Raw genomic sequence first — 14,781 nt, 5'->3', positions numbered from 1 at the left:
GGCCCCCCCGCCGGAGCCCGGGCCATCCACCACACAAGGAAGAGAAAATCGCATGACTCTTTTCAAAGTCAGGCTGGAGCTGAACCTCACGGCCGGCGGCAGCCGGCTCCTGGTGGCAGAGGCCCAGCGGCCGCCGCTACTTGTCCTGGACAGCTCGCTCACCTGGCGCGAGCGGGTCGGGGTGTTCAGCGCCAAGGTTCTGGGACTGGCCCCGGTTGAGCTGCGCCTCAGCGAGGCCCACACCCTGGTGGAGGGCTCCGGCGAGGCCGAGTTGCGCCTGTACGTGGATTGCCGGGTTGAGAGCGCCGCCACTCCGCTGGATGAACGCCTGGTCTGGGTCGGGGCCGAGGGGCCGGATGTCCCTGCGCCGGCGGCCGAAAAAACACAATCTTGCGCGGGCCTCGACCCGTCCCGTCCCGTGCAGCTCTACACGGATGGCGGCAGCCGCGGCAACCCTGGCCCAGCCGGGATCGGGGTGCTGCTCAGCCAGGGCTCGGACGGCTGGGAGCAGGAGCTGGCCGCGCACATCGGACGGGCCACCAACAACGTGGCCGAGTACACCGCCCTGGTCGAGGGCCTACGCCTGGCGCGGCAGCTCGGGGTGCGGCGCGTGGAGCATTTCGCCGACAGCGAGCTCATGGTGCGTCAGCTCTTGGGACAGTACAAAGTCAAGTCCCCGGAGCTGCGGGAGCTGCTGGAACAGGTGCGGGCGCTGGTCACCTCGTTCGACAGTTTCAGCACCCGTCACGTGCGGCGCGAACTCAACACGCGGGCCGACAGCCTGGTCAACCGGGCCCTGGACCAGGCGGCCAAGGAGAGCGGGCAGTAGCTTGGCGACGGATTCCGCAGCCGGGACTCATTGGATGTTTGGGGCGGGCGCCTTACCCCCCTTGAAAAAGGGGGAGGCAATACAAAACAAAAAGGGATGCGGCATTCCGCACCCCCTTAAAACCTGTATTCAATCCGATTCCAGCGTTCATCGAGCGTTTCGGGCTCAGCCCTTGCGCACCTGATGGTTCTGCCGGTCGACAAACACCACCGTGGGCTTCATCTCGCGGGCCTCGTTCTCATCGATCATGCAGAAACTGATTATAATCACACGGTCGCCGGGCTGGGCGCAGCGGGCCGCGGCCCCGTTCAGGCTGATCGTGCCGCTGCCGGATGGGGCCTCGATCACGTAGGTTTCCAGCCGCTCGCCGGTGTTGACATTGGCCACCATCACCTTTTCGTGGGGCAGAAGGTCGGCGGCGAGCATCAGGTCGTGGTCTATGCCGATCGAGCCCTCGTACTCCAGGACCGTCTCTGTCACCGTGGCCAGGTGGATCTTGCTCTTGAACATCTCCCGGAACATCATTGCACTTAATCTCCGCAAAAGAATTTACCGCGATTGCCCTCCGCTGTGCTGGAAAGGCTGCCGCGGTACGGTCAAAGCCTGGAATACAATCGTTTCAAATATAATAAAATGCACCGGCGGCGTAAAGACAAATCCCTCTTTTCGGCCGCATCCCGGAGGTGAACATGCGTAAAGGAAGATGGTTACCGGCTTTGGGTCTGCTGCTTCTGGCCGCGACAACCCCGCTCCCGGCTCAGCAGGGCATCCGGCCCGCCGAGCGCAAACCCGGCTGGTGGCTCCAGAGCGGTATCTCGTTCGTGGGCAACTGGGAACCACTCGAATTCCGTATCCGCGGCGGGCATGTCCCCCACGACCCGCAGGCGCGCTGGGAATGGGAGCACGCCGAAAGCACGGTCGAGGCCCTCAAAAAGGCCGGGGTCAACACGGTGATCACCCATTTCTACAAAGGCCTGGGGCCGGAACATGAGAAAGACTCCAAGCTCTACACCCGCAAGCTGGTGGAGGCCCTGAAAAAGAACGGCATGTTCGCCGGGGCCTACATCGGCAGCACCCTGTTCAGCGAGACCCTGTTCCAGGAGCGGCCCGCGGCCGCCGGCTGGGTCCAGCGCGACCACAACGGCGAGCCGATTGTCTACGCCGACCAATATTACCGCGAGCGCGCCGATTTCACCCATCCCGGCTACCGCGAGCTGATCGAGGGCCAGGTGACCGAGGCCCTGCAGGGCTACGGGATGAACCTGATCCATTTCGACAATTTCTACACCATGTTCCCGCTGGACGCCGGCTACACCGAGCATATCCAGGCCCTGTTCCGCGAGTATCTGGAGAAAAAATACACTCCGGAACAGCGCCTGGCCCGCCTGGGCTTTTCCGAGGTGGAGCGGGTGCGTCCCCCGCGGGTGGAGAATCACCCCATGGCCCCGGTGGTCGACCCCCTGGTCCAGGAGTGGATCACGTTCCGGGTCGAGGCCCTGACCGGTTTCATCCGCGAGTTGAGCGAGCATATCCGCTCGGTCGACCCCGAGGCGGTGGTGGAGTTCAACCCGCACGGGGTCTGGGGCCAGAACTGCGCCTACTCCAACGGCATGGACCACGCCCGTCTGCTGCCGCTGTGCGACATTTTCTGGAGTGAGGACCCCGACCAGGCGCACTACTATCCGGCTGAGAACCGCCTGGTGAGCAAGATCCGCTCGTTCAAGACCGCGCGCCGTTTCGGGAACGCCCTGTTCAGCTACAACGGCAGTCCGCTGGAGCTGGCCGAGAGCATGGCTTTCAACCGCATGTGCGCCGGGGATGTGGGCTGGCCGATCCTCGACCCGGACAGCACCGGCCGGGGCAAGGACGTGGACCGTCAGTTCCTGGCCTTTTTCAATTCCAACCGCGGCCTGTTCCGTGAACTGGAACCCATCGCCGACATCGGCGTGATGCGCGATTTCGACTCCATGACCTTTACCGGCTGGGCGGCTTTCCTGGCCACGATCCAGGCCGAGCAGACCCTGATCCAGACCCACGCCCCGTTCAGCCTGCTCTTCGACCAGGACTGGGAGCACCTCGACTCCCGGCGCGCCGTGGTCCTGGCCGAGCAGCAGAACCTGTCGGATGAGCGGATCGTGCTTCTCAAGGCCTATGTGGAGCGCGGCGGCGCCCTGGCCGTAGTCGGGGCCACGGGAAAGTTCGACCAGTGGCGGCGCGAGCGCGAGGGCGCGGACCGTTTCTGGACCAAAATGGGCCTTCCCGCTCCGCAGGCAGAACCGGGCCGCGCCGCGCGCCTGGAGCTGGGCCGGGGACGGGTGTTCTACCTGCCGTCGTTCGAAAGCCCGGCCAAGGTGCCAGCCTACGCGGATGAGGTCGACCCGGAGTTCTGGGGCCTGCCGCGCAACTGGGAGCAGTTCCGCGCCGGGCTCGGTTGGGCCCTGGGCGGCCCCTGCACGGTGCAAGTGGAGACTGAACCCTGTGTGGCGTCGGAGTACTACCGCGCCGGAGCTCGACGCCTGGCGCACCTGGTCAACTACTGGCCGGACCATCCGGTGGCGGACATCCCGGTGTTGTTCAGCGAGAAAGGCTTCCGACCGCGCAAAGCCGCCTGGCACCAGCCGGGGTCGGCGCCGCTGAGCCTGGAGCTCAAGCCTCAGGCCGGGGACGGTGTGCTGGTGACTGTGCCGATACTGGACATCTACGGGGTGCTGGAGCTGGAGTGAGCGCCTTGAATCCTCACCGCGAAAACGGGCGCGGCCCGGTCCGTGCAAAAAAAAGACCCGTCGTTTCCAGGCTGGGAGGGTGACGGGTCTTCGCGGGAATTGGGATCTTCCGCTGATTTTTTTTACCTCGGGCTGGCTTGGAACTCCTCCTTGCTGAGTGGTGCTGCACCTTGCCTAAAGGTCATAATTATATCATTTACGTCCCGAGTATACCATGCCGGAGACTTTTGTCAAGAAAAATGACAATATTTTTGTAATATTTTAGGCGCTTAACAGCTTGATCGACTTGCTTTTGCCTCTTTCATTTACAGTGATGCAAGACATGTTGCGGTATATCTGTTTGATTTTTTTATATTTAGGCCGTTTTTATCCCTGAAGCGCTGGCCGGGCTGCCCTCTGCGCCCGCGCTACAGCCGTGACCACCTCCCTCAGTCCAGTCTCTTCCCCCTCCTGTTCCAAGCATAAAAACCTTAAACAGCATCCCCTTTTCGCCCCTCCTGGGGTTGAAAAATGAAAATATCCTGGTTTTTTCCACACCCGGCTTCACCGGGTTGACAAAGCGGGTCGGGAAAATTCCATTATATGTCATTGTCGATTGAATTTTTGAACATTAAGCGGAGGCGCCGATGAGCGTGATTGAAGAGACCCTCAAGCCCAACGCAGCCTATGCCGCCGGGTTCAACCTGGCGCACCTGCCGATGCCCCCCGGGCGCAAGCTGGCCGTGGTGGCCTCATGGATGCCCGCCTGACCGTAGAGGAAATCCTCGGGCTGAAAACCGGGGATGCCCACATCATCCGCAACGCCGGCGGCATCGTAAGCGTGGATGCCCTGCGCAGCCTGCTGATAAGCCACCACCTCCTGGGCACCCGGGAATGGATGGTGATAAACCACACCGATTGCGGCATGCTGACTTTCCAGGACCACGAGCTGGCTGATCGCCTGTGCCGATCTACCAGCAAGAACGCGGTCGCGCCCAGCCATTTCAACGCTTTCAGCGACCTGGAGGACAACGTGCGCCGTCAGCTTCAGAAAATCCGCTCGCACCCCTGGGTCCCGGCGGAAATAAAGCTGCACGGCTTCGTGCTCGACGTAAAAAGCGGACGGCTGAACGAGGTGAAAGACAAACCCCTCGGGCGGGCGCCTCGCTCACGCTGCCTAAAAAAAAGGGGTGCGGAAATTTTCCGCGCCCCTTTTCCATCTGCGATCCGCCGGACCCGCCTGCCGCTCCCTTTACGGATTGAGCAGCTCCTCGCGGCTGGCCTCGGCCTCTTTGTAGAACTTGTCGTAGACCTTCTTGTTCAGCCAGCAGCGCGGCCCGGCCTGCACGTACTCCACCGGCTCATCCTGCGCCGCGCTCAGGATCAGGTCGAAACAGCCCTTGTCCACGCCCAGCAGCACAGGCCGCATGTCGACCCGGGTGTTGGCCGTGTCGCCGGAGTGGTAGAACTCGGCGGTCTTGACGAAATAGCAGGTGTCGTTGACTGTCAGCTCGGCGCTGGCCCAGTACGGCCCGCGCGGGACGAACGGGAAATAGAAATTAGGCGCATCGCCCGCCGTGTCCTCGGTGATGCAGTAGCCGTAGATGGCGTCCTTGTCGAATCCGCCATTGGCCGCGCCGCCCAGGTAGGCCTCGGCGAAATGCATGGTGACCACGATCAGGTCATCCTTGGAGTTATCCAGGTTGTCCGGGGGCGGATAGTCGTTGTCAGTCTCGAATTCGGCGTTTCCGTAGACATCCGTGTACAGGTAGTAGACCGCGACCTCTTTCTCCTTGGTCTTGCTGCACGCCGGGATCAGGACGGCCACCAGGGCCAGGACAGACAACAGCACAGGCAGGGCGTATCGTTTCATCTGTACCTCAATTCAAGGTTATTCTTTGCGCACTTCTTACGAGAAATCTGCCGTTATCGATATGTTCCACAGTGAGTACGCTCTATTGCCGCAGATGGACAGCCGGTGGAGACTTTGCGGGGTCTCCACCGGCGTCTGAGGTCATCTGCCAGGAATTACCGAGGGCCGGTCTTACCTCCTGCCTCTGTCGCCGCCGCGGCTGCCGCCCGAGGAGCCGGAGGAGGAGGAGCCGCTGTCACGGCTGCGCGAGCCGCCCGAGGAGGAGGGTGCAGCCGCAGCCGGGGCCGGGCGCGATCCGCCGCTCGAGGCGGCCGGACGCGACGAGGGGGCCGGGGCGCTGCTGCCGCCGCTGCTGCGACCGCTGCCCGAGGAGGGCGTATAGCTGCCGCCACCCGAGGAGCGTTCCCGGCTGGGAGCGCTGTAAGTGCTGCCGGACGGGGCGCTGCTGCTGCCCGAGCTGCTCGGAGTGGTGTACCCACCGCTGCTGCGGCTGGTCACATAAGAGCCGCGGTAACGGCTGTCCGTGGTGCTGCGGCTCCGGGCGCCCGCAGACGGTGTGGTGCTGTAGTCCGAGGGGGTGGTCACCCGTCCGCTGGCCGTGCCGGAGGTGGCGCCGTCGGCGGTGCGCTCGCGGGTCGCGCCGCGCGTGGTGCTGTTGCTGGTGGCGCCGGCGCCCGAGACCGTGCCTCTCCCGACGGACTCGCCGCCCACCACGCGCTCACGGCTCGACGGCTCGTAGACCCGGTTGTCCGGGCCGCTGGTGGTGCGGGTCGGAGCGGAGTCGCGCAGGCGGCCGCCGCCAGGGGTCTCGCGCGTGTCGGTGCCGGAACCCGTGTCCTTGGTCTTGGTCAGCTCGGGCGGAACGTAGTTGCTCCCGGTATTGCGCGAGCGGGTGTTGGCGCCTGTATTCGGCACACCGGTCAGCTCGCGGTTGCGGGTGAAAGTCCGGTCATCGCTTCCGGTGTTGGTGACAGTCCCGGCGCCGCTGCTTAAGTAACCGGTCCGTCCAGTGGTGGCAACCTCTCCGCCCTCACTGCCGCCGCCGATGACCGGGGCGAAGCGACGGCGGTCCACGGCCAGGCGCTCGTAGCGGTCGGACTCGCCGCCCGAAACGCTGGTCCCGCGCACTGCCGAGCCGCCTCCGCCGCCGTTGACTTGATCGTTACGCCATTGCCGCTTCGGGTCCATGTTCTTGTCGTAGTCGTTGGAGCGGTTGGCCACCCGCGGGTCGAGACGGTAGTCGTGCCAGTCGCGGCCTTGCAGACGGTGGTCGTACAGCCGGCTGTAGGTCAGGTAATCATCATAGTAGAGCCCGGGATGGTGACGGTAGGACCGGAAATAGCCGGACCCGTACCAGTTGTACGAAACCCAGAACCCCATGTCCCAGTGACTCCAGTAGGGATAGACACTGCAATAGTAGGGATCGTACCAGTCCGGGACGCCGTTCAGGTTGTAATCGTACCAGACATCGTAGTTGTAGGGCCACGGGTCGTAGGCGTCCGGTATCCCGTCGCCGTCGTTGTCCCACCAGGGCGTGCAGTAGCGGGGATAGTAGACGTTGCGGTAGTGGTGGCCCGGGGCGTAGACCACGGTCACGTCCGCGTCCTTGTAGAAACGCGAGTCCTTGTCATCCGTGAAATAGGCTTCCTCGTACCCGCTCTTGTCGTCGAAGAAGACGATGGTCTTCAGGTCCATGAAGCCGTACTCTTTTTCCGGACCCTTGTACTCGGGGTTGTAGTAGCCGATGATGCGCACGCGGTCGCGGTCCACGGCCTCGTTGATCTTGAGGCGGATCTTGTCGAGCACCTCACCGTTGGTCTCGCCGTAATCCTCGTGCACCTTGATCTTGAAAGTGCGGTCCTTGTCCGCCACCTCGAGGATGAAATCCAGGTTGCGGTCGTCATCGTAGTCGCCCACGATCGGCACACCGACAAACTCGTCGGCCTTGTACTCCTCGACCGGGGTCGCGGGCCGGCTTTCGGCCTTGACCGCTGTGCTCCGGGCATAGGAGGAACAGCCGATAACGAATGCCATCGTCATCGTCAGCACCGCCAGGGCGTAGCCCCGCTTCGGGAAAAACCGACTGGGCTTCATGGCTGTCTCCTTTGAAATGTTAGTCTCACACGAGGGGGGAGACCATCTTTCCACTATATATACATCGGCAACGACATTTGGTTCCTGCACAAAGCTTGGACGCACCTGCAAAATACAAAATTCATCCTCTCAGGAAAGAAAAAAGCAACTCCAGGGGGGCGGTGCACTCACTGCCCGAGCGAACGAAGGCGGTCGCGCAGACGGGCGGCCTCCTCGAAGCGTTCCTCGGATACGGCTTGACTGAGCTCCAGCTCCAGGCGGTCTTTCTCGGTAGGGGGGCGGGTGGCGTGAATCGTCTCTTCCAGCTCTCGCAGCGACTTGAGCGAGCGCTCGCGCTCGACATGGAACTCCTCGAACTCCAGGTCCTCCAGGTCGGCGATCTTGCGCCGGGTCTCGGCCACGATTTCGAGGGCCCGGGCGTGGTCGCCCGACTCGTGCAGCGCCAGCATGGCGCGCGCCGTGCCGTGGATGCGCAGGATATAGGGCCACCAGCGTTCCAGGTTGTTCCGGTCCGACTCGCGGGCGGCGTACTGGTGAACGAAGCGGAAAAGCTGCATGTTGCGCTCCGTGTCCCGGATCACCCGGGCGTAGTCCTCCAGCTGGAGCAGGAACACGTAGCGGTTGTAGACCCGCAGGCTCTCATCGAAAAGCTGGGCGCAGGCCTGGGGGTCGAGGCTGAAGCCACGGTCGTCGCCGCGGGCGTTGCAGTAGCGGCGCAGGGCCTGGCGCTGGTAGTCGAAGACGAAATCGAAGCCCAGCGGCCGCTTGCCGTCCGGACGGCCGTCCAGGTCCATCTGCAGCACTCCCTGGAACGCGGCGTTGTCCACCCGGATCTGTATTTTTTCCCGGCCGTCATCCCCCACTATCTTGCGGTAGCTGCGCTCGGGGTCGTATTCCCAGCTCTCGAGGATGCCGCCGATGTCCTGCGTGACCGACACTGTTGTCCCCCTGTCCGGATCGGCCGCCGCTCCGGCGCGGCGGTGAATTGAACGACCACATTATCTTAATCGCTCGGGCCGATTATTTCAAGCCGGGGCCGGATTGACAAAGCGCGCGGCGTATCTTAGCTTGGTGCAGCCGGGCTGTCCCGGCCGGCGACACCACCCGGATAAAGGAGCCTTAGCCGATGCATCTGAACGACCTCGACACTCCCGCCGCCTGGATCGACCTGGAGGTGATGGAGCGCAACCTGGCCCGCCTGGCCGGCTACACCCGGGCCCACGGCCTGGTCCTGCGGCCGCACATCAAGACCCACAAAGTCCCGGCCCTGGCCCGCCGTCAGGTGGAGCTGGGCGCGGCCGGAATCACCTCGGCCAAGGTGAGCGAGGCGCTGGTCATGGCCCGCGCCGGGCTGAGCGATATCCTGCTCGCCTACCCGGTCTGGGGTGCGCTCAAGTGGGAGCGCCTGCGCGAACTGTCGCTGCTGAGCAGTCTGAGCCTGGCCACGGACAGCGCGGCCCACGCCGCGGCGGTGGCCGATGCCCTGGGTGCGGACCGCAGCCGGGTGAAACTGCTGGTGGAGGTGGACGCCGGTTTCGGGCGCTGCGGCCTGAGCGTGGATGACAGCCTGACCGAACAGGTGGCCCGGATCGCCGGCTGCGGCATGGAGGTGAGCGGGATCATGTTCTACCCCGGCCACCTGAAGCACCTCGAGAGCGGCAGCCTCGACCACCTCAACCGCATCCTCGGCCGGGCCGTGGAGGCGTTCCGCCGCGCCGGGGTGGAGCCGCGGGTGGTCTCGGGCGGCAGCACGCCCACCTGGGCGCACTCGCACCTGGTCGAGGCCCAGACCGAGATACGCCCGGGCACTTACATTTTCAACGACTGCAACACCGTGGACACCGGCGCCTGCGGCTGGGAGGACTGCGCCCTGCGGGTGCGCTGCCGGGTGGTCAGCACCGCGGTGCCGGGACGGGCCATAGTCGACGGTGGGAGCAAGACTTTCAGCGATGCCGCCCGACGTGAGGGCGGCGGCTTCGGCCGCCTGGTCCAGGCCCCGGAGGTGCTCTGCGAGAAAATGAACGAGGAGCACGGCTACCTCAACCTGGACGGAAGCGACTTCCACCCGCGGCCCGGCGATATGGTGGACGTTATCCCCAACCATGTCTGCACCACGGTGAACATGCACCACACGCTCTACGGCGTGCGCGGCGGCGAGGTGGTGGACTCCTGGGAGGTGGCCGCGCGGGGGCTGATCCAGTAGAGAGCCGTTGGCTGATGTACCGGGAAAGCGTAGGGGGCAATTCATGTAATTTCCCCTACAGAAGGCCGAAACGAAAGAAGGATAAGCGGTTGCGAATCCAGTTCGCTCTAAGAAAGTTATTCAGTATTCAACCCTGGTAAAAGGAGGGCCGGATGCGCTCCACAATCGCTCTGTGTGCCTGTCTGCTGTTCACGGCCGCCGCGGTCCGGGCGGCGGACGGCGACCTGCGCCTTCTGGACTGGCGTCCGAAAAGCCAGCTCGTGGTCAAGGAGACCGAGGTCCTGCGGCCCAGGTTCCCGGTGATCGACATCCACAACCACCTGGGCATGGAGGGCGGCCTGGCCAAAACCGCACAGTACGTGGCGGCGATGGACTCGGCCGGGATCATCCAGTGCGTGAGCCTGGACGGCCTGTCCAACCCGGCCGCGTTCGGCGAGCTGTCGATGCCCTCCTGGCGCGAGCACCTGGAGAACGCGAAAAAGCTGGCCCCGGGGCGGATCATCGTGTTCTTCTCCCCGGATTTCAGCTATATCGACGACCCGCAGTGGGGGGCCAGGGAGTCGGCCCAGTTGACCGAGGCCGTGCGGGCCGGAGCGCGCGGGGTGAAAATCTTCAAGACCCTCGGCCTGACCCTGCGCGACAAGAGCGGCAAGCTGATCCCGGTGGATGACCCGCGGATCGACCCGTTCTGGGACACCTGCGGGAAGCTGGGCATCCCGGTGATGATCCACGTGAGCGACCCCAAGGCCTTTTTCACCCCGGTGGACAAGTACAACGAGCGCTACGACGAGCTTGGCGAGCACCCGGACTGGGCTTTCGGCGACACCACGAAATACCCCTCCAAGTGGGAGATACTGGCCCAGCGCAACCGCATGTTCGCCAAGCACCCGGGGACGATCTACATCGGGGCGCACATGGGCACCCTGCCCGAGGAACTGCACCAGGTGGGGATGTGGCTGGACGCCTACCCCAATTTGTACGTCGATATCGACGCCCGGATCGCCGAGCTGGGCCGTCAGCCCTACACGGCCCGCCGCTTCATGCTGCGCTACGCGGACCGCGTGATGTTCGGCACCGATTCGCCGCCGCACGTGGGCCTTTACCGCACCTATTTCCGGTTCCTGGAGACGGATGACGAGTGTTTCGACTACTCGGCCGGGCTGTTCAACCAGGGCCGCTGGGGCATCTACGGGCTGTTCCTGCCGGATGAGGTGCTGGAGAAAATCTACAACGCCAACGCCCGGAAAATATTCGCGCAGTTCAAGGGCGCGCCTAAGTGAGACTGCCCCGGGCGAGAGTGGATACGAAAGAACATGACAGATACTTCAGTGAATGAGAACCCGGGCGCTCCCTCAGGGGCCCCGGTGATAGCGGCCCGCGGCCTGACCAAGAGGTTCGGCGCGGTGACCGCGGTGGACGGGATCGACCTGGAGGTGCGCGCCGGCGAATGCCTGGGCCTTCTGGGACCCAACGGCGCCGGCAAGACCTCCACCATGCGCATGCTGTATAATTTCAGCCCGCGGGACGCCGGCAGCCTGAGCGTGTTCGGCCTGGACCCGGCGCTCCAGGGCGCGCGGGTGCGCCAGGTGGTGGGCGTGGTGCCGCAGAGCGACAACCTGGACATGGAGCTGACCGTGCGCGAGAACCTCAAGGTGTACGGCAGCTATTACGGGATGCGGGGACGGGAGCTGCACGGCCGGGTGGAGGAACTCCTGGCTTTCACCGGGCTGGAGGGCCGCGCCGACAGCCGTATCCGGGAGCTTTCGGGCGGGATGAAACGCCGGCTCACCATCGTGCGGGCGCTGGTGCACAAGCCGCGCCTGGTGATCCTGGACGAGCCGAGCACCGGGCTCGACCCGCAGGCCCGCCACGAAATCTGGAGCCTGCTGCGCGAGCTGGCCGCCGGCGGAGTGACCCTGGTGCTGAGCACGCACTATATGGACGAGGCCGCGCGCCTTTGTGACCGTCTGGTGATAATGGACCGCGGACGGATCCTCGAGCAGGGCGTGCCGGATGAGCTGGTCAGCCGTTTCCTGCCACCCCTGGTGCTGGAGGTGGAGCGGCGCTGGCTGGGCGAGGGTTGGGAGAGCTGGCCCCTGGAGCACGAGGTCCACGGCGACCGGGTGCTATTCCTGGCCCGCGAGGAGGCCGCTTTCGCCACGCTCGACCTGAGCCGCGCCGAACGCCGTCTGGTGCGGCGCGCCAACCTCGAGGACCTGTACCTCAAGCTGACCGGGAGGGGGCTGGATGGCTGAACACGTTTTCGACCTGCCACGGCCGCAACCCACGTGGCGGAGGGTGCTGGCCGTGCTGCGGCGGCACCAGCGGGTGTATTTCAAGTTCGTCTGGGCCAATGCCCTGCCGCCGTTCCTGGAGCCGATCATGTTCCTGCTGGCCCTGGGCGTGGGCATGGCCGCCTATGTCGGCCGGGTGGACGGCCTCAGCTACGCCGCCTACCTCGCCCCGGGCATGATCGGCACCACGGCGATGTGGTCGGCCAGTTTCGAGACCACCTACGGGACTTTTTTCAGGATGGAGTACGAGAAAATCTACGACGCCATCCTGGGCAGCCCGGTCTCATTCAGCGAGCTGATCTGCGGCGAGCTGCTCTGGGTGAGCACCAAGTGCTCCATGTTCAGCCTGGGCGTGCTGAGCGTGGTGTCGGTGGCGGGGCTGGTGCACTCGTGGTGGGCGCTGCTGGCCGTGCCGCTGGGCTTTCTGGGCGGGTTGCTCTTTGCCCTGCTGGGGTTCATCGTGACCAGCCGGGTGCAGGAGGTGAACAATTTCAATTTCTTCCTGACCGGAGTGATCAGCCCGATGTTCTATTTCAGCGGGGCGGTGTTCCCCCTGGACCAGTTGCCGCACGGGATTCGTCTGGCGGCGCAGTTCGTGCCGTTCACCCACCTGGTGCAGTTGCTTCAGGCGGTGGTCTGGGGCGATTTCTCCGGGCCGATTCTGTTGCACCTTGCCGCGGTGCTGGGCTTCATCGCGGCGCTCTGGCCGCTGTCCTACCGTCTGCTGAAGAAAAGGATAATGGTGTGAGGCAACCCCTGGAATCCCACTCATCCGTTCGATCCAACAGCCGGAGGCCACGGATGCGCTCTGTCATTGCCGCACGTATTTCCGTTGTAGCCGTGCTGGCCGCGTCGCTGCTGGCCTCCGGCTGCGGCAGCCCGCGCCACGATTTCGACCTGGTGGTGCTGGGCGGCACGCCGGGCGGGGTGGCCGCGGCCGTGGCCGGCGCGCGCCAGGGTCTGCATGTCTGCCTGCTCGTGGAGGGCGAACATCCGGGCGGCACTCTCAGCTCCGGACCGAGCTACATGGATCAGGGTAATCCCGAGTTGATGGGGGGCCTGGCACGCGAGGTGTACTACGGCATCGCCCGGGCCTACCGCGAATCATACGGCCCGGAATCTCAGCAATATAAGGATTGCGCCGGGGGCTTACGTTTCGAGCCGCACGTGGCCGAGGCCGTGTTGGAGGCCCTGCTGAAAAAGGAGCGCGTTACCGTGTACCGGGGCCTGCGCTTCGTGGACACGGAGCTGGCCTTGAACCAGATACAGTCCTTGCGGCTGTTTCGGGCGGCGGATGGAGACACCCTGCGCGTGGGCGGGACAATATTTGTGGACGCAACCTGCTCGGGCGACCTGGCGGCAGAGGTCGGCGCGCCCTACCGGGTGGGCCGCGAAAGCCGCGCGGTGTTCGATGAGCCCCTGGCCGGCTTCATTTTCCAGGCGCCGGACGGCGCCCTGCTGCCCGGCTCCACCGGCGCGGGCGACAGCCTGCTCCAGGCCGCGGGCTTCTGCCTCTGCCTGACCGACAGCGCGGCCAACCAGGCGCCCTGGCCCGAGCCGCAGTCCTACGACCCGCGGCGCTACGGCGCGCTGCTCGGCTATATCCGGGAAACAGGGGCCGCCTCTGTGGAGCGGTTCGTGCGCCTGACCGCGCTGCCTGGCCGCAAGTGGGCCGTGGAGGGCCTGGCCGAGTGCCCGCTGACGCTGGACCTGCCCGGCGCGGCGCAGGCCTGGCCCGAGGCCGGGCCGGAGAAGCGCGCCTCAATCGAGCGCGCCCAACTGGACTTTGCCCTGGGGCTGTTCAAGTTCCTGCGCTCCGACCCCGGCGTGCCGGAGCCGCTGCGGCAGAGCTTTGCCCGCCTGGCCCCGGCCGCGGATGAGTTCGTCGACAACTCGAACCTGCCCCGGGGCCTGCACCTGCGCGAGACGCGCCGTCTGGACGGCCGCAGCACGTTCACCCAGGCGGATGCCCTGAGCGACACGCTCAAGCCGGACGCAGTGGCGCTGGCGGATTTCCCGCTGCAAAGCGCCGCGGTGAGCGGGACGCGCACACCGGGCGGCCCGTGGCCCGAGGGCTGTTTCCTCAGGGAGACCCGGAGCCATCAACTGGGCTACACCCTGATGCTGCCGGCCTGGTTGCGCAACCTGCTCGTGCCGGTGGCCATGTCGTCCAGCCATGTCGGCTGGTGCGGCTTCAACCGCGAGCCGGTGTTCATGCAGACCGGCCAGGCAGCGGGAGTGGCCGCCGAGCTTTGTATCCGCTACAACTGCGAGGTGGATGAGATACCGCTGGCCGAGCTGCAGGACATCCTCCGTCAGCAGGGCGCTATCCTGACCGCGGCGGAGGCCCGTCCCTGGGAGCCCTGAGCTGGGGGGCGAAAAATATCCTGCAGGGACAATTCGTGAATGCGGCGATGTCGAGTTTTACGGGCGAACACAAGGTTCGCCCCTACGACACTGCCTGGCATTGCAGGAAAGAGAACCTTATGCGGCCGTCAGGCCGCCGCTGCTGCCTTTGGGGGCCGCACCTGTCTGAGCCTCCCGCCAGGGTAGCGTGTAATCGCGCGAGAAACGGCCGGGGCTGTAATTGCCGCACTGTCCGGCGGCGATTCGCGGCAGCGCCGCCGCCGCACCGTGGCAGCGGAATTAAGACTCCGTAAACACTTAAGATTGACGCAGAGTCGCGGTTTGGACGAGTTCGCGGCCCCCGCTGGCTTTGCTGCTTTGGCCGAAACCAAAGCAGAAATGAGACGGTCAGCTTCAAACTGCAAGTTCCTAACCGGACA

The 14,781-nt window shown here is 64.9% G+C and carries 11 protein-coding genes and 1 pseudogene; 8 read left to right on the top strand and 4 right to left on the bottom strand.

The annotated features are described in order from the left end of the window. The first annotated feature begins 52 nt into the window (after positions 1-52). Positions 53-829 carry a ribonuclease HI family protein gene (locus tag LLH00_17210; protein ID MCE5273019.1) on the top strand — a complete coding sequence of 259 codons (777 nt, stop codon included), beginning with the start codon at positions 53-55 and terminating at the stop codon, positions 827-829. A gap of 165 nt (positions 830-994) precedes the next feature. Here LLH00_17210 and LLH00_17205 read toward each other — a convergent pair whose 3' ends face one another. Next, positions 995-1,351, bottom strand: coding sequence for an aspartate 1-decarboxylase (locus LLH00_17205; protein ID MCE5273018.1), 357 nt, complete (start codon positions 1,349-1,351; stop codon positions 995-997). 167 nt (positions 1,352-1,518) lie between these two features. Between LLH00_17205 and LLH00_17200 the strand changes: the two genes are divergently transcribed. Both LLH00_17200 and LLH00_17195 read left to right on the top strand, forming a co-directional pair. Continuing rightward, positions 1,519-3,552: a family 10 glycosylhydrolase gene (locus LLH00_17200; protein MCE5273017.1), complete on the top strand. Its 2,034-nt coding sequence runs from the start codon at positions 1,519-1,521 to the stop codon at positions 3,550-3,552. A 626-nt stretch (positions 3,553-4,178) separates the two neighbouring features. Beyond that, positions 4,179-4,669 (top strand): annotated as a pseudogene (locus LLH00_17195) (carbonic anhydrase). A gap of 114 nt (positions 4,670-4,783) precedes the next feature. On the opposite strand, the gene LLH00_17190 reads toward LLH00_17195, so the two are convergent. The 3 genes from LLH00_17190 to LLH00_17180 all read right to left on the bottom strand — a co-directional run bounded on the left by LLH00_17190 (position 4,784) and on the right by LLH00_17180 (position 8,436). Then, a complete protein-coding gene (locus LLH00_17190; GenBank protein MCE5273016.1) occupies positions 4,784-5,404 on the bottom strand; it encodes a hypothetical protein in 621 nt (206 codons plus the stop codon). A gap of 171 nt (positions 5,405-5,575) precedes the next feature. Continuing rightward, entirely contained in the window at positions 5,576-7,498 is a 1,923-nt protein-coding gene (locus tag LLH00_17185) for a hypothetical protein (GenBank protein ID MCE5273015.1), read from the bottom strand. A gap of 167 nt (positions 7,499-7,665) precedes the next feature. Further along, a complete protein-coding gene (locus tag LLH00_17180; GenBank protein ID MCE5273014.1) occupies positions 7,666-8,436 on the bottom strand; it encodes a UvrB/UvrC motif-containing protein in 771 nt (256 codons plus the stop codon). Positions 8,437-8,624: 188 nt separating this feature from the next. Between LLH00_17180 and LLH00_17175 the strand changes: the two genes are divergently transcribed. From LLH00_17175 to LLH00_17155, 5 genes are all read left to right on the top strand, one after another. Further along, positions 8,625-9,701 carry an alanine racemase gene (locus LLH00_17175; protein ID MCE5273013.1) on the top strand — a complete coding sequence of 359 codons (1,077 nt, stop codon included), beginning with the start codon at positions 8,625-8,627 and terminating at the stop codon, positions 9,699-9,701. Between the two features lie 152 nt (positions 9,702-9,853). Beyond that, positions 9,854-10,981, top strand: a complete 1,128-nt coding sequence (locus LLH00_17170) for an amidohydrolase (protein ID MCE5273012.1) — start codon at positions 9,854-9,856, stop codon at positions 10,979-10,981. A 33-nt stretch (positions 10,982-11,014) separates the two neighbouring features. Further along, complete coding sequence (locus tag LLH00_17165) at positions 11,015-11,956, top strand: ABC transporter ATP-binding protein (protein MCE5273011.1); 942 nt, start codon at positions 11,015-11,017, stop codon at positions 11,954-11,956. After that, complete coding sequence (locus LLH00_17160; protein MCE5273010.1) at positions 11,949-12,743, top strand: ABC transporter permease; 795 nt, start codon at positions 11,949-11,951, stop codon at positions 12,741-12,743. The genes LLH00_17165 and LLH00_17160 overlap by 8 nt, the downstream gene beginning before the upstream one ends. 53 nt (positions 12,744-12,796) lie before the next feature. After that, positions 12,797-14,362, top strand: a complete 1,566-nt coding sequence (locus LLH00_17155) for an FAD-dependent oxidoreductase (GenBank protein ID MCE5273009.1) — start codon at positions 12,797-12,799, stop codon at positions 14,360-14,362. Positions 14,363-14,781 lie beyond the last annotated feature (419 nt).

Source organism: bacterium (genome assembly GCA_021372515.1).
In the GTDB taxonomy this organism is placed as follows: Bacteria; Gemmatimonadota; Glassbacteria; order GWA2-58-10; family GWA2-58-10; genus JAJFUG01.
The sequence above is the reverse complement of the archived record's forward strand: the minus strand, read 5'-3'. Positions and strand labels throughout refer to the sequence as shown.